General features: G+C 35.1%; 16 protein-coding genes. 13 read left to right on the top strand and 3 right to left on the bottom strand.

Features of this window, described 5'->3' with window-relative positions; genetic code table 11:
• The first annotated feature begins 3 nt into the window (after positions 1-3).
• The 4 genes from G4D61_RS13690 to G4D61_RS13675 all read left to right on the top strand — a co-directional run bounded on the left by G4D61_RS13690 (position 4) and on the right by G4D61_RS13675 (position 2,106).
• Positions 4-372: an acylglycerol kinase family protein gene (locus G4D61_RS13690; RefSeq protein ID WP_051476292.1), complete on the top strand. Its 369-nt coding sequence runs from the start codon at positions 4-6 to the stop codon at positions 370-372.
• Complete coding sequence (locus G4D61_RS13685) at positions 347-655, top strand: diacylglycerol kinase family protein (RefSeq protein WP_163174174.1); 309 nt, start codon at positions 347-349, stop codon at positions 653-655. The genes G4D61_RS13690 and G4D61_RS13685 overlap by 26 nt, the downstream gene beginning before the upstream one ends.
• Complete coding sequence (locus G4D61_RS13680; RefSeq protein ID WP_052137826.1) at positions 652-990, top strand: diacylglycerol/lipid kinase family protein; 339 nt, start codon at positions 652-654, stop codon at positions 988-990. The genes G4D61_RS13685 and G4D61_RS13680 overlap by 4 nt, the downstream gene beginning before the upstream one ends.
• Positions 991-1,320: 330 nt before the next feature.
• Positions 1,321-2,106: a phosphotransferase family protein gene (locus G4D61_RS13675; RefSeq protein ID WP_081750046.1), complete on the top strand. Its 786-nt coding sequence runs from the start codon at positions 1,321-1,323 to the stop codon at positions 2,104-2,106.
• 63 nt (positions 2,107-2,169) lie between these two features.
• On the opposite strand, the gene G4D61_RS13670 is transcribed toward G4D61_RS13675, so the two are convergent.
• A complete protein-coding gene (locus G4D61_RS13670; protein ID WP_025729985.1) occupies positions 2,170-2,448 on the bottom strand; it encodes a YtzH-like family protein in 279 nt (92 codons plus the stop codon).
• Positions 2,449-2,773: 325 nt separating this feature from the next.
• Here G4D61_RS13670 and trmB point away from each other — a divergent pair, with 325 nt between their 5' ends.
• Both trmB and G4D61_RS13660 read left to right on the top strand, forming a co-directional pair.
• Positions 2,774-3,418, top strand: a complete 645-nt coding sequence (trmB, locus tag G4D61_RS13665) for a tRNA (guanosine(46)-N7)-methyltransferase TrmB (RefSeq protein ID WP_163174178.1) — start codon at positions 2,774-2,776, stop codon at positions 3,416-3,418.
• Positions 3,419-3,566: 148 nt separating this feature from the next.
• Positions 3,567-4,403 (top strand): YtnP family quorum-quenching lactonase, encoded by an 837-nt coding sequence (locus G4D61_RS13660; protein ID WP_025729989.1) that lies wholly within the window; start codon positions 3,567-3,569, stop codon positions 4,401-4,403.
• 76 nt (positions 4,404-4,479) lie between these two features.
• Here the strand turns inward: G4D61_RS13660 and G4D61_RS13655 are convergent, their stop codons facing one another.
• A complete protein-coding gene (locus G4D61_RS13655) occupies positions 4,480-4,791 on the bottom strand; it encodes a PepSY domain-containing protein (RefSeq protein ID WP_025729991.1) in 312 nt (103 codons plus the stop codon).
• A gap of 222 nt (positions 4,792-5,013) precedes the next feature.
• Between G4D61_RS13655 and G4D61_RS13650 the strand changes: the two genes are divergently transcribed.
• The 4 genes from G4D61_RS13650 (at position 5,014) to G4D61_RS13635 (ending at position 10,656) form a co-directional block, all read left to right on the top strand.
• Entirely contained in the window at positions 5,014-6,084 is a 1,071-nt protein-coding gene (locus G4D61_RS13650) for a M42 family metallopeptidase (RefSeq protein WP_163174176.1), read from the top strand.
• 267 nt (positions 6,085-6,351) lie between these two features.
• Entirely contained in the window at positions 6,352-6,873 is a 522-nt protein-coding gene (locus G4D61_RS13645; protein WP_025729995.1) for a DUF84 family protein, read from the top strand.
• Between the two features lie 143 nt (positions 6,874-7,016).
• Positions 7,017-9,791: a response regulator gene (locus tag G4D61_RS13640; RefSeq protein WP_025729997.1), complete on the top strand. Its 2,775-nt coding sequence runs from the start codon at positions 7,017-7,019 to the stop codon at positions 9,789-9,791.
• 25 nt (positions 9,792-9,816) lie between these two features.
• Positions 9,817-10,656 carry a CheR family methyltransferase gene (locus tag G4D61_RS13635; RefSeq protein ID WP_035348861.1) on the top strand — a complete coding sequence of 280 codons (840 nt, stop codon included), beginning with the start codon at positions 9,817-9,819 and terminating at the stop codon, positions 10,654-10,656.
• 388 nt (positions 10,657-11,044) lie between these two features.
• On the opposite strand, the gene G4D61_RS13630 is transcribed toward G4D61_RS13635, so the two are convergent.
• Entirely contained in the window at positions 11,045-12,184 is a 1,140-nt protein-coding gene (locus G4D61_RS13630; RefSeq protein WP_025730001.1) for a PP2C family protein-serine/threonine phosphatase, read from the bottom strand.
• Positions 12,185-12,415: 231 nt separating this feature from the next.
• Between G4D61_RS13630 and G4D61_RS13625 the strand changes: the two genes are divergently transcribed.
• From G4D61_RS13625 to ytpR, 3 genes are all read left to right on the top strand, one after another.
• Positions 12,416-12,787: a thioredoxin family protein gene (locus tag G4D61_RS13625; RefSeq protein WP_081750047.1), complete on the top strand. Its 372-nt coding sequence runs from the start codon at positions 12,416-12,418 to the stop codon at positions 12,785-12,787.
• 71 nt (positions 12,788-12,858) lie between these two features.
• Positions 12,859-13,653 (top strand): DUF1444 domain-containing protein, encoded by a 795-nt coding sequence (locus tag G4D61_RS13620; protein ID WP_035356362.1) that lies wholly within the window; start codon positions 12,859-12,861, stop codon positions 13,651-13,653.
• An 18-nt stretch (positions 13,654-13,671) separates the two neighbouring features.
• Positions 13,672-14,271: a YtpR family tRNA-binding protein gene (ytpR, locus tag G4D61_RS13615; protein ID WP_025730008.1), complete on the top strand. Its 600-nt coding sequence runs from the start codon at positions 13,672-13,674 to the stop codon at positions 14,269-14,271.
• Positions 14,272-14,401: the final 130 nt, after the last annotated feature.

Raw genomic sequence — 14,401 nt, 5'->3', positions numbered from 1 at the left:
ATAATGAAGGAAGTCGTCTTTATTGTTAATCCAGCAGCTAAAAATGGCGCTGCTTTACGTACGTGGAATAAGATTGAGAAAATGCTTAAAGAGAAGATTGAATTTGAAGTGTATTACTCAAAAAGAGCAGGTCATGCTAAAAAACTGGCTGCACATCTTGCCATTGAAAAACAGCATCCTTTTTTGCTCGTAGCGGTTGGTGGAGATGGGACGATTCATGAAGTAGTTAATGGCATTATTTCTCATCCCCACGTCATAATCGCCTATATCCCTGCTGGTTCAGGAAATGATTTTTCTAGAGGATATAAATTGCCGCAAAACCCTCAAAAATGTGCAAGGATCATTTTTGATAGGATGTCTACGAACATATGATGCTGGCTATTATCAATTGAAAAACGGCGAAACCGGGTATTTTATGAATAATTTAGGTGCGGGTTTTGATGCGTATATCGCGAGACAAATAAATCAATCAAAACTAAAAAAATGGTGTAATCGATTATATGTTGGGAAATTAGCCTATGTGATGATGTTAATCATTGGATTATTTCAATATCGCCCTAGCCTGGTGGAAGTTGAAGTAGATGGCCACAAAGAAAGATTCGAGCAACATGGTTTATTACCATTTCCAATCAGCCTTTTTTTGGAGGAGGGATGAGAATAGCTCCTTTTGCAAGCCCAGCTGATGGTCAATTAAATATGACAGTTGTTCATGATCTTTCACGATTGAAATTTTTATTTATATTTATAACAGTGTTTTTTAGAAAGCATCATAAATTTAAAGAGGTTTCACGCTTTACGGGCAAACGGATGTCAATTGTGACTCCTTATACTTTGCCGGTGCATGCCGATGGAGAGCTTATTGGTGTTACTCCTACCGATGTACATATATGTATGAATTGCTGGAAGTTACTACAAACAATTGATGAACATAAAAATACTTCTTTACGACTATTTCAAAATAATAATTTTAACTTGACGAAAAAACTGTAAAAGAGATAAAATTTATTCAAAGGATGGCTATTGATGACCAAAACTGCCAATAGCTGTCTTTTTTTCTTTTTAGTTTGTTAAAACAGATGATTTTTTAATATTCGTGTGAAACAAGTATTTCAATATGCTATTTGGATAACAAGATATATAACATTCATCTTGAATGTAGCATAAAAATGTGAATTATTTTAATTTAAAAAGCCGAAAATATTTATTAAAATGACAAATTCATTTAGAATTCGACATGTATTCATGGTAAAATCAGTCTATGACTTTTTTATAAATGACAGTAAGAATGGTATCCGGTGACTTACTTATTGAAGGTGAACAATGTTGGAAGATATACTAGGACAAGGCTGGGAAATTACACCTGCCGGGGGGGCAACAGGAGAAGCCTTCTATGCCAAATATCAAGAACAAACATTATTTTTAAAGAGAAATTCCTCTCCTTTTTTAGCAGTTTTATCTGCAGAAGGAATTGTGCCAAAGCTAGTTTGGACAAGAAGAATGGAAAATGGTGATACACTTACGGCACAGCAATGGGTTGAGGGCAGAGAGCTTAGTCCCCAAGAAATGGAGAATGAGCGTGTAGCAAAGCTTCTCAAAAAAATACATGATTCAGAACCGTTATTAATCATGTTAAAAAGGCTTGGCATGAAACCGTTAGATACGTACCAAATGCTAGCAAAAATTGAATCAAATATGGAAGCTGAGTTATTAGACCTGCCTGTTATTCGTTCCTCCATTCAATTTTTACAAAAAGAATTAGTCCATATTCAATATGACGAATATGTCGTTTGTCATGGAGATATTCATCATAATAATTGGCTATTATCAAATGATGATGAACTATTTCTTATTGATTGGGACGGTCCGTTAATTGGTGATCCTGCGCTCGATATTGGAATGCTTTTATATTTATATATTTCGCGTCAAAAATGGGAACAGTGGTTAACGCAATACGGAATTGAAATGAACGATTACTTACTATTGAGAATGAAATGGTATGTGATCATTCAAACGATTATTATGATTAAATGGCACAAAGCGAAAGATCGATTATCGGAAATGGATGAATGGATAGATTTTCTAGAATCTGTCATTCATGATAAATAAAAGGGTCTAACATCATACAGTCATCAAGTAGATGAACGTATGGTGTCTGACCCCTCTACTTTGTTAATAGTATTGATTGATGTTATCTACCCATTGCGATAATTCATCTTTATGGGATTCAATATGATCATCTAGATGTTGAGCATATTGACCAGCTTGACTGTAATCATAAACATTGTTTAACACCGGTTTTATATGATTATGAACCTCAGGGTTGGTCAGCAACTGCTTCACTAATCTTTCCAATTGTTCACATTCAGAAACAGTCCCACAACAATCTAATTGGTGTTCACTTAAAATATCTGTTAGTAATGTAAGTTGGTCTTTATGAGAAAGCGGCATACTCATACACATCCTTCACCTAAAATAAGCAGATAACATAAGTGGCATGTTCAAATAATAGTGTTTGACAATCTTTAATTTTTATTCAAAAGCTTTTTTCAACTGATCATAAGTTTGAAAATAAATGTTGTTCACTTACACTGTTTATAAAGTTGATTGGAGTTGATAGGAAAGATCCTAACGTGCAGTGCGGAAGATATCCGCCTGTGGAAAGCAGTTCCTCCTTTTGATGCGAAGCGACAAATTAACGAAAACAGTCTTTTAAAAAACAATTTCAATGAGCTTTGTCTAATATAAATGAACGTTATTTAATCGAGGTGTTTAAATGAGGTTACGAAATAAACCATGGGCAAAAGAAAAGCTCATGCAAAATCCAAAAATTGTTATTCAAGAACCGGAACATTTCCGGGGAAGATGGTCTGAAGCTTTTGCGAAAAAACAGCTGCTCCATATTGAAATTGGCACGGGAAAAGGGCGTTTTATTACGGGGATGGCGAAGCAAAATCCACATATAAATTATATTGGAATTGAAAAACAAGAAAGTGCTATTGTTTCCGCGTTAGATAAAATTCTTGAAGAACAGCTAGATAATGTAAAATTATTAAATGTAGATGCTAGCCGTTTAGTTGAGTATTTTCAAAAAAATGATATTGAACGTGTCTATCTAAACTTCTCTGATCCATGGCCAAAAAATCGTCATGAAAAACGAAGATTAACATATAAATCATTTTTGAGGATGTATGAAAGTGTATTGGTTGATGGAGGAGAAATTCATTTCAAAACGGATAACCAAGGCTTGTTTGAATATTCATTAAAAAGTTTTTCTGAATATGGGCTATTATTAAAAGACATTAGTCTTGATCTTCACAATAGTGGGATGGAAGATAATGTTATGACAGAATACGAAGAAAAATTTTCTGCTAAAGGTCAACGGATTTATCGTTGTGAAGTTAAATATTTAAATGAATAATAGTATTTATACTATTACAAAGGGTCTGACATTATTACTGAGACATATGATGTGAGGCCTTTTCTTTATGAAGGGGAATCCATGCTTTGTATAGAATAATGATGTAAACGTTGTCTTTTTTGTTAATTGACTTTTTGGGAGGGGTAATATGGAAAGACTAAAAATTGGAGAACAAACATTTTACTGGTTAAATGGAGGAGTAACTCATTTAGATGGTGGGGCGATGTTTGGGGTTGTGCCAAAACCATTATGGTCTAAAAAATACCCTGCAAATGAAAGAAACCAAATTGAATTACGAACAGATCCCATTTTTTTTCAGCTAAACGGAAAAAATATTTTAATCGAGTCTGGAATTGGGAACGGAAAATTTACAGAAAAACAAAGACGAAATTACGGAGTAAATGAAGAAGCAGATATTGAAGAATCATTAAAAACATTAGGGTTAAGTAGGAACGATATTGATATTGTCTGTATGACACATTTACATTTTGACCATGCATGCGGTCTTACGATCCCAACTGATGATGGGTTTGAATCTGCCTTTCCGAATGCAATTATTTATACGTCCCAAATTGAATGGGATGAAATGCGGAATCCAAATATGCGTTCGAGAAATACATATTGGAGCGAAAATTGGGAAGCAATTCAGCACCAAGTGCAAACATTTCAACATGAAATAATGATTGAAAATGCGTTCCAAATGGTCCATACTGGCGGTCATAGTAATGGGCACGCAATTATTACGGGCGAATGCAATGGGGAAAAATGGGTGCATATGGCAGATTTATTGCCAACACATGCGCATCTTAATCCTCTTTGGGTAATGGCTTACGATGACTATCCAATGAATTCTATCTTTCAGAAGAAAAAATGGTTGGATGAAATGATGCAGAGCGAGGCATGGTTTTTATTTTACCATGATGCATTTTATCGGGCTTTAAAATGGGATAAAGATGGAAATATTTGTGCTGAAGTCAAAAGGTGATAAAATAAATTAGACACCATATACGTCGATAACGGTTCAGACAAACCGTCTTCATAACTGTATTGGTGTCTTTTTTTTATATTGGATAAACGTCAATGATACTGCCTGTTTTTGCATCAGCGATAAATTCGTATTGATTTCTTTCTCCGTTTTCATTAAATGAAATACCACCGCGATAAATTTCCGTTTTGATCGGGTGTTTTTCATAATTGTCAACTGTTGTTTGAATCCATGAACCATCGACTGTCCCATTGGCTTTAAAAGCTTTTTTTACATTAGCAAGGACTGTTTCGGCTGATATTGTTTGGTTCTTTTTAATCGCTTGGCTAACAAAGTGGCCGCCAATTGCACCAACGGCTACACCAGCGACAAAAGTTTTCCAATTCATAATCATTCCACCTTTAAAAATAAGTTTAGGATGAAAAACGTTATCTACCTTTATGTCATCATATCATATATTTATCCAACTTAAATATATCATTTATTTATGAAATCATGAAAAATTCAAGTCGTTTTATGGCAGAATACAAGCAAGTTCTGTAAAATAAATTCGTACATATAGATTAGCATGAACGACATTAAAAATAATATTACGAAAAGAGGCTGAACGATGGAACAAGATACACGTGAACTGTTTAAAACATTAACTAAACTGCCGGGAGCACCTGGCAATGAATATGCAGTACGTGCTTTTATGAGAGAACAATTAAATAAATACACTGACGAAGTTATTCAAGACAATCTTGGCAGCATTTTTGGCGTTAGGCGTGACGAAAAAGAGGGCCCAACAGTTATGGTAGCAGGTCATATGGATGAAGTTGCTTTTATGGTAACAAGTATTACAGACAATGGAATGATTCGATTTCAAACATTAGGTGGCTGGTGGAGCCAAGTGCTGCTGGCACAAAGGGTACATATTTATACAGAAAAAGGACCTATCATTGGTGTAGTAAGCTCTATTCCTCCGCATTTATTAGATGAACAAACGAAAAATAAACCGATGGACATCAAAAATATGTTGATTGATATTGGAGCGGATAACCGCGAAGATGCAGAGAATATTGGCATTCGCCCAGGGCAATCGATTCTTCCTATTTGTCCTTTTACACCGATGGCGAATGAGAAAAAAATATTAGCAAAAGCTTGGGACAATCGTTATGGATGCGGCCTTGCCATTGAACTGTTAAAAGAATTACAAGGAGTTAAGCTTCCAAATACGCTCTATTCAGGGGCGACAGTACAGGAAGAAGTCGGTCTTCGTGGTGCACAAACAGCAGCAAATATGATTAAACCTGATATTTTCTTTGCGCTTGATGCAAGTCCTGCGAATGATGCTTCAGGAGATAAAAATCAATTTGGACAACTTGGCAAAGGGGCTTTACTCCGCATTTATGATCGGACAATGGTAACACATCGAAGAATGCGTGAATTTATTTTAGATACAGCTGAAAGTAATCAAATCCCGTATCAATATTTTGTATCTCCAGGTGGAACAGATGCAGGGCGTGTTCATACGTCTAATAGCGGTGTTCCTAGTGCAGTTATTGGTGTATGCGCACGTTATATTCATACGCATGCCTCCATTTTGCATGTGGATGACTATGCTGCGGCAAAAGCATTAATCGTCAAACTTGTACAAGCATGTGATCAAGCGACTGTAGATGCAATTCGTTATCAATAAATAAATGTCATAAAGAGGTTCGGACAAAAGTATGTTAATGAAAGAAAAACTGAATATTGCGCTCCAACCCGCTCCGAAAATATACTTCGCTTTCCGCGGACGGCTGGTGAGTTTCTTCATGCTAACGCACTGCGGGGTTTCACCGATGCCTTCCTTCCCGCAAGTTTACGAATATTTTCGGAGCTGATTTGTGCAATATTCGTCTTTCGTTAACTACTTTTCGGTTTTGTCCCAGCCTCTCTTCTAATTTTTGTTGAGGTGATAAAGATGATCATTGGCATAGGTTCAACAAATGCAGCAAAAGTTTCTGCTGTAAAAAAGGCTTGCAGTGCATTTGGCTCTTCTGTATCGATTGTTTCTGCTTCAGTTTCTTCGGGGGTAAGCGACCAGCCTTTTTCTGATGAAGAAACGATCCAAGGAGCGATCAACAGGGCAAATAATGTGTTAAATGGAGAGCATACAGATATTGGCATTGGCTTAGAGGGCGGTGTAGTAGAAACAGCGCAGGGGCTATTTCTTTGTAATTGGGGCGCTTTAATAGCGAAAAATAGTGCTCCTATTATTGCTGGAGGAGCAAGAATTCCCCTACCTGATGAAATTGCTAATCGCCTTAGAGCAGGAGAAGAACTTGGACCTGTTATGGACAGTTATGCAAAGCGAAAAAATGTAAGAAAACAAGAAGGAGCAATCGGCATATTTACAAACGAACTTGTTTCCCGTGGTAAAATGTTTGTGCATGTGATGGAGCTTCTCATTGGACAATATTTATATCAAAAGCGAAACCAATAATTGGCTATTAAAAAATTATATTTTAAAGGAATATTTTGTAGTAAAAAGGGAATAGAGACTGATAGCAATCTATCATATGTATTACAGTAAAAAAATAAAGAGATAAATCGATGATCATGTACATAAGACAGGGTGAGGAAAAAATGGGATTTAGGAAAAAGCAAATCCTTGGTTTTGGCATTATTTTTGTTTTTTTATTGATCATAACAGTTGTTGATCTCATTTCAATGAACCGTATGAAAAAGAATATGTCGGAAATTGTTCAAGACCGTTATGTCAAAGTGAAAAATGCAAATGAAATTCAATGGCTTTTTACAAGTTCTGATAAAGGGATCATTGATAGCTTAAATAATGACAGTGCAGCAAATATAAAAGAAAATAGGAATACAATAGATAATAATGCGAAGGAAATTCAAGCAACGATTAATCAGTTGACAAAAATGGTGAACAAAAATGAAGCAGGAAACATATTGCTTGAAATCCAATCTAAATTTGATTCATATACAGCAACAGAACAAACAATCTTTGAGAAACTAAGTAATAAAGAACCAATTTCAAATAGCTTATTGACTGAATATAAACAGGAAAGTACAAGTTTAACAGATAATATTAAACGGTTTAAAAGTTTCCAAGAAAAACAAATGGGACAAGCGATGGAAAATGCCGATCACTTGGAACAATCAATGCTTCAATTACTTTTTATTTCATTTGTAATAGTTTTATTACTATTGGTGGTAATTGGTTATTGGATCATTTCAAGTACGGCAAAAAGTTTAAACCAAATTTCTAAAGTCATGTCTAATATTGATTATGATGAGTTAGGATCTTTACCACATGTCGAAGTCAAAACGGAAGATGAGATAGGGCGTATCGGCACAGCATTTAATCAAATGGTTGATTCTCTTGAACAATCACGGCAAAAAGAAGAGGAGTACTTTAAGCAAATTTCTGAACAAAACTGGATGCAAAAAAGAATTGCAGAAATGGCAACCATGTATCAAAATATCACTCATATCGATCATCTTGCCGAGCGATTTATACAAAAAATCACACCAATGATGGGTGCTTCGATGGGAGCCTTTTATTTAAAAGAAGGAAAAAAAGATAAAATAGAATTTAATAAAGTAGCGACTTTTGCAGAAGATCAATCGAATCCTGGCAGAGAACGCTTTTTGCTTGGAGAAGGATTAATAGGTCAAGCTGCTTTAGAGAAACGAGTGGAACTTATAGAGAAAATCCCAGAAAATTATTCTTTCATTACCTCTGGTTTTAGTAAAATTAAGCCTCGTCATATATTAATTACTCCTGTAATCTATGAAGATACGGTTTTAGCTGTTCTTGAACTTGCAAGCATGGATCAATTTACTCCGCTTGAACTTAAGTTCATCGAACAAATTAACCATACACTTGGTATTGCGATAAACAGTGTTCTTAGCAGAATGGAAGTCGAAAGACTACTGAAAGAATCACAAATGATGACAGAAGAATTACAAACACAATCAGAAGAGCTGCAGACACAGTCAGAAGAACTGCAATCGCAATCAGAAGAGTTACAATCTCAATCAGAAGAATTAAGAATGATTAATGAACAATTGGAAGAACGTACAAAAGAGGCTGAAAAGAAATCTAGAGATTTGGAAAAGACAAAAGAGGAATTAGAAGAAAAGGCAGAACAATTATTACAAAGTTCACAATATAAATCTGAATTTTTGGCGAACATGTCACATGAATTAAGGACCCCTTTAAACAGTATATTATTACTTTCTGAAATGTTATCTGAAGATACTACAGGAGGAAATTTAACAGAAGAACAAAAGGAATTTGCCCGTGTGATACATTCCTCAGGAAGTGATTTATTATCACTCATTAACGATATTCTTGATCTTACAAAAGTTGAAGCCGGTAAAATGGAAATTGTCGTTGATGAAATGAATGTTCATGAACTGCCAGTATATGTTGGTGGTCATTTCGCATATTTGGCAGAACAAAAAGGGATCGAACTTAATGTAGAAGTCGATCAAGCTGCTCTTCCTAAAATCTGCTTTACTGATGAACAAAGAATGAAGCAGATCATAAAAAACCTTTTGTCAAATGCAATCAAATTTACAGAGAAAGGATCTGTTACATTCAAACTTGATAAAGCGGATGAAAAGGCAGTTGAGCAATATGTAAGAACAGAAGGGGTAGACTATTGGCTTGAAGTGCAAGTAAGTGATACCGGTATTGGAATTCCAAAAAAGAAACAGGAGATTATTTTTGAAGCTTTTCAACAAGGTGATGGTGCTACTGGACGCAAATATGGAGGCACAGGACTAGGGTTATCCATTTGCCGTCAGTTTGCAAGGTTGTTGGGGGGATGGATTAAACTTGATAGTGAGCTTGGAAAAGGAAGTACATTTACTTTATACGTTCCAAGTCTTCCAAATGGTTTAATCGCTTCAGAGGAAATGTTCACCTCCCAGCAGGATGATGAAATTGCGATCACATTAGAACAACTTGAAGAATGTAATGATGAGTTAGAATTCATAGAAGAGGATACTTTCCGTCAAAAGACAGCTATTATTTGTGATGACGATTATCGAAATATCTTTGCATTAAAAAATGCTTTATCTAAAGAGGGCATGAATATTTTAACTGCTCAAAATGGTATGGAATGTATTGAATTATTAAATCAGCATAAAGAAGTTGACATTGTCCTTATGGATATTATGATGCCAGAAATGGACGGCTATGAGACGATGCGACAAATTCGTATGAAAGATGAGTTTAATGATTTACCGATTATTGCTTTAACAGCGAAGGCGATGAAAGGAGATCGACAAAAATGTTTAGAAGCTGGTGCAACAGATTATATTAGTAAACCATTAAAAATGGGACAATTATTATCTGTTATGCGTGTTTGGTTAACGAAGAAATAATGAATCAGAAATAAAGGGTGACACGATGGTGCGGAAAGTTCAATTATCAGATGAAGAAATAAAGCAGCTTGAAATTGATATGCTTCTCTTTGCGATTTATCGTATTTCAGGATATGATTTTCGCCAATATGTTCGCTCATCTGTTGAAAGAAGAATTCTTCATCGAATGAGGTTAGAGCAGTTATCTGCTATTAGTCAATTAATAGAAAAAGTCATTCATGAGCCGGATTTTTTGACTATATTGCTCAATGATTTATCTATAAATGTTACAGAGATGTTTAGAGATCCGGCGTTTTTTTTGGCTTTTCGGGAAAAAATTGTGCCGATTTTAAAACAATACCCAGAAATTCGTATATGGCATGCCGGATGTTCATCAGGCGAAGAAGCTTATTCTATGGCAATTCTGCTGGAAGAAGAAGGGTTGTTAGAAAAAGCAAAAATATATGCTACAGATATGAATGAACATATTCTTCAGCAGGCGGAAACGGGTGCCTTTACTCTCAATAAAATGCAGACCTATACGAAAAATTATTTTCAGGCTGGTGGAAAAAGAGAGTTTTCTCAGTATTATAAAACCGATTCTACTAAGGCTTACTTCAATCAATCGCTTTTTGATCATATTATTTTTGCGCAACATAATTTAGTGACGGATGGATCTTTTAATGAATTTCATGTGATTATTTGTCGAAACGTGATGATTTATTTTGATTCCACTTTGCAGCAAAAAGTCTTTCAGTTATTTGATGAAAGTCTTTGTCAAAATGGATTTTTAGGACTTGGAAATAAAGAAACATTACGATTAATGGATAGAGACCAGAAATATCGCATTTTTGATCGTTCTGAGAAAATTTATCAAAAAAAATGAGAAAGCAGAGTGTAGCAAACAATTTAGTTTGTTCTACACTCTGTTTTTAATTTGGAGGATATGATTTTTTCTCCAGGATACTCGCTTTCCGCGGGCGGAAGCTGAGCCTCTTCGGCGCTGCACGCCTGTGGTGTCTCAGCAATCCCGCTTTTCCCGCAGGAGTCTTATCTATATTGCCCCTTCAAAATAGTCAAGAATTTTAAAATAATGAGTACCAAGTTTTATTAGTGAATGTTTTTGAAGCAAGTAGATGGTGTTTCGTCATTGGAGAGATATAGGGGAAAAATATGAAGCTTCATTTGAAAAAGGGGCTCAGAGTTATTCTGAACCCGACGAATAATCGTATTCATTAACACCGATTTTCAATTGACCGAGGAAAATGTTGAGATTATTGAGCTTGTACTAATATAACGCACATATCATCTGGCTGTTGGTCTTGATCTAATTTAGATAAGATTGTATCAAGCGGTAAAGCAGCTTCTTGATGGCTCCAAAAATGTGATGATAGTTTATGTAAGTTGTCTAAGCCATTCACATCTGTAGTATCTAGGGCTTCCATGACACCATCTGTAAATAGTAATAGTTGAATACTTGAGTGGTAATGAAGGACTTGTTTTTGAATTGTAAGTTCATCAAAAAGGCCAATTGCACAGCACCCTTTTTTTAAAGAAACGGTATTCATTTTATCTATTAAAGCAAAGGCAGGAGGATGCCCTGCATTTATGTATTCTAACGTTTTTTTCCTTGTATTAATTGTCATGTAAACTGCTGTAAAATAATAGTTTAGACTGTTATGATCATTGTTTAAATACAACATCCAGCGATTTAATTCACTTATAACTACTTCTGATGGTGCATTTTTTTGCATTAAATCTCGTAATTTGGAAGAAATAAACATGCATACAAGTGAAGCGGTAATACCATGCCCCATTACATCGAGCAACATGAGACTATATCGATGATCATCGATTTTATGCCAATAATAAAAATCCCCTGCTAATTTATTGGCAGGCTTATAAGACGAAGTGATAGAGATATGATTCTCGTTCAACGGTTCGCTTAACAATGTCCTTTGCACTTGTGTCGCGAGATCAAGTTCATCTTTAATTTTCTTTTCCTGTTCAATATGCCAGTCCTTTTCTTCTTTTAAGCGAACAGCAACGCGAATACGAGCAATTAATTCAACTTTGTTAATCGGCTTTGTAATATAATCAAACCCGCCTGCCTCAAGTGCCTCCGCCAATTTTTGGGAATTATCTAAAGCAGTTAAAAAGATAACAGGGATATCTTTGAAGCGCGGTGTTTGCTGTAGGATTCTGCAAGTTTCAATTCCATCCATCTCAGGCATCATTATATCCATTAAAATACAATCTGCTGATATTCTTGAATGTTCATCTGTTAAGTTCAAATATTGAAACAGCTCTTTTCCAGATGTGAAAGAATGGAAGTCATCAAATCCTGCTTGTTTTAATATATTTTCAATTACGAATAAATTGACTTTATGATCGTCAACTATCAATATTGTCATTTCAACATACCCCTTAATTTATACAAAATACGTAAATTCCTGTATATTTATTATACCTAAAAAGCAGAATGTAGGACATATAAGCAGTTTTACATTATGTTAACAAAATAAATACTGTGTCAGGATCTCTAAATAAATTGTTTTTGTGCAGCTCTTAATTTCATGTAAAAAAAATATTTGCTTGTTTTGAATATAAAAAAATAAACAGTTCTTTAGCAAAAATGAGCATCTATGGTTACAATAGAAGGGAGAAAATATAAACAGGAAATTTTAGGAGGTAATAGCGCAATGCAACAATTAAAATCTGTCGAGGAATTTAATGAACTTAAAAATAAAGGGCAACATATTTTCTTATTTTCAGCTGACTGGTGCCCGGATTGCCGTTTCATTGAACCATTCTTGCCTGAAGTGGAAGAGCAATTTAGTGAGTTTCCTTTTGTTCATGTTGATCGTGATAAATTTATTGATTTATGCGGGGAATTAGATGTGTACGGAATCCCAAGTTTTATTGCGTTCCGTGATGGAAAAGAGATCGGACGTTTTGTAAGTAAGGATCGTAAAACAAGAGAAGAAATAGAAAAATTTATTGAGGGCTTAGCATAATTTTTATTCCTCCATCTTTCCTGGTGGAGGGTTTTTTTGTACAATGCTATAAGGATGTGATGAGAATGAAAATGGATTCCAACCAAATAAAACGTGAGCTTGAAAAAAGGTTAGCTAATGATGAACGAACGTTCTCATATGATAGGGAAAAAGACATATTACGTATTGAAAACAAGAAAACGAAAAAAGGAATCAATGTTTCGCTTCCTGAAATTGTCTCAAAATGGGCTGTTATGAAAGAAAAAGCAATTGATGAAGTTGTATACTATGTTAAAGAAGCACTTCAAGTAATGGGAACTGCACAAACGTTATCAGGTAAAGAACAAAAGATTTTTCCTGTTATGCGATCAACCTCATTTCCAAAGGAAGCTAGGGAAGGCGTTGCTTTTTTTACGGATGATCACACAGCAGAAACACGTATTTACTATGCTTTAGATTTAGGAAATACGTACCGTTTAATAGATGAACAAATGTTAACGGCTGAAAATTGGAGTAAAGATTATATTCGTGAAATGGCCAAGTTCAATGTTCGCTCTTTATCGACAGAGTTGAAAAAAGATACAGTTGCGGGTAATGATTTTTATTTTTTAAATACGAATGATGGTTATGATGCGAGCAGAATTTTGAATGATTCCTTTTTAAAAGAGATGGCTTCAAGGATAAAAGGTGAAATGATTGTGGCGATTCCGCATCAAGATGTTTTAATCATAGGTGACATTCAAAATGAAACAGGTTATGATGTAGTAGCGCAAATGACAATGAGCTTTTTTTCAAATGGACATGTGCCAATTACAGCTCTTTCTTTTTTGTATAAAGAAGGAGAGCTTGAGCCGATCTTTATCATGGGAAAAAATCGTAAATTTTGAAAGGAGTATTTTGAAGAAATGAATGTTTTTTATAATCAAGAAGGTATTGGGGATACTTTGATCATCATGTTGACGGATGTGGAACAACGCACATATGAAAGAAAAGGTGATGTTGCCCGTATTTATGATGAAAATTCAAAACAGACAGCTGGATATAATCTCTTTAATGCTTCAAAATATGTTCAAATAGATGCAAACGGTGTAGTGCCTTTAAATGAAGAAATTGTAGCAGCAATTAATAAAGCTTTGGCGGCGAATGGATTTAATGAAACAGTTACTGCTGATTTTTCACCAAAATTTGTTGTTGGCTACGTAAAAGAAAAAGTCGCTCACCAAGATTCTGATCACTTAAGTATTTGCCAAGTAGACGTAGGTGAAGAAACATTACAAATTGTATGTGGGGCACCAAATATTGAGCAAGGTCAAAAGGTTGTCGTTGCAAAAGTTGGTGCGGTTATGCCGAGTGGCTTAATTATAAAAGATGCAGCATTACGTGGCGTCGCTTCAAGCGGTATGATTTGTTCTGCTCGTGAGTTAGGATTGCCAAATGCCCCGCAAAAGAAGGGAATACTTGTTTTAAATGACGAATATGAAGTAGGACAAGCTTTTCCTATGTAATAAAAAAAACCGCATCATTGAATGAACTGCACCCCAATTGTTAGACACCATCTAACAGTTGGAGGTGCAGTTTTTCTATGGTTAAATTTACTGCCGAAGATAAATTACAAGCAGTTAAGTGTTACTTAAA

It is taken from the genome of Heyndrickxia ginsengihumi, assembly GCF_011008565.1.
GTDB lineage: Bacteria > Bacillota > Bacilli > Bacillales > Bacillaceae_C > Weizmannia > Weizmannia ginsengihumi.
The sequence above is the reverse complement of the archived record's forward strand: the minus strand, read 5'-3'. Positions and strand labels throughout refer to the sequence as shown.

Excerpts from the sequence above, each read along its gene's own strand:
- G4D61_RS13630 (WP_025730001.1), bottom strand. The coding sequence starts at position 12,184 with ATGACAATATTGATAGTTGACGATCATAAAGTCAATTTATTCGTAATT.
- G4D61_RS13620 (WP_035356362.1), top strand. The coding sequence starts at position 12,859 with ATGGATTCCAACCAAATAAAACGTGAGCTTGAAAAAAGGTTAGCTAAT.
- G4D61_RS13645 (WP_025729995.1), top strand. The coding sequence starts at position 6,352 with ATGATCATTGGCATAGGTTCAACAAATGCAGCAAAAGTTTCTGCTGTA.
- G4D61_RS13675 (WP_081750046.1), top strand. The coding sequence starts at position 1,321 with ATGTTGGAAGATATACTAGGACAAGGCTGGGAAATTACACCTGCCGGG.
- trmB (WP_163174178.1), top strand. The coding sequence starts at position 2,774 with ATGAGGTTACGAAATAAACCATGGGCAAAAGAAAAGCTCATGCAAAAT.
- G4D61_RS13670 (WP_025729985.1), bottom strand. The coding sequence starts at position 2,448 with ATGCCGCTTTCTCATAAAGACCAACTTACATTACTAACAGATATTTTA.
- G4D61_RS13680 (WP_052137826.1), top strand. The coding sequence starts at position 652 with ATGAGAATAGCTCCTTTTGCAAGCCCAGCTGATGGTCAATTAAATATG.
- G4D61_RS13640 (WP_025729997.1), top strand. The coding sequence starts at position 7,017 with ATGGGATTTAGGAAAAAGCAAATCCTTGGTTTTGGCATTATTTTTGTT.
- G4D61_RS13625 (WP_081750047.1), top strand. The coding sequence starts at position 12,416 with ATGGTTACAATAGAAGGGAGAAAATATAAACAGGAAATTTTAGGAGGT.
- G4D61_RS13660 (WP_025729989.1), top strand. The coding sequence starts at position 3,567 with ATGGAAAGACTAAAAATTGGAGAACAAACATTTTACTGGTTAAATGGA.
- ytpR (WP_025730008.1), top strand. The coding sequence starts at position 13,672 with ATGAATGTTTTTTATAATCAAGAAGGTATTGGGGATACTTTGATCATC.
- G4D61_RS13690 (WP_051476292.1), top strand. The coding sequence starts at position 4 with ATGAAGGAAGTCGTCTTTATTGTTAATCCAGCAGCTAAAAATGGCGCT.
- G4D61_RS13650 (WP_163174176.1), top strand. The coding sequence starts at position 5,014 with ATGGAACAAGATACACGTGAACTGTTTAAAACATTAACTAAACTGCCG.
- G4D61_RS13655 (WP_025729991.1), bottom strand. The coding sequence starts at position 4,791 with ATGAATTGGAAAACTTTTGTCGCTGGTGTAGCCGTTGGTGCAATTGGC.
- G4D61_RS13635 (WP_035348861.1), top strand. The coding sequence starts at position 9,817 with ATGGTGCGGAAAGTTCAATTATCAGATGAAGAAATAAAGCAGCTTGAA.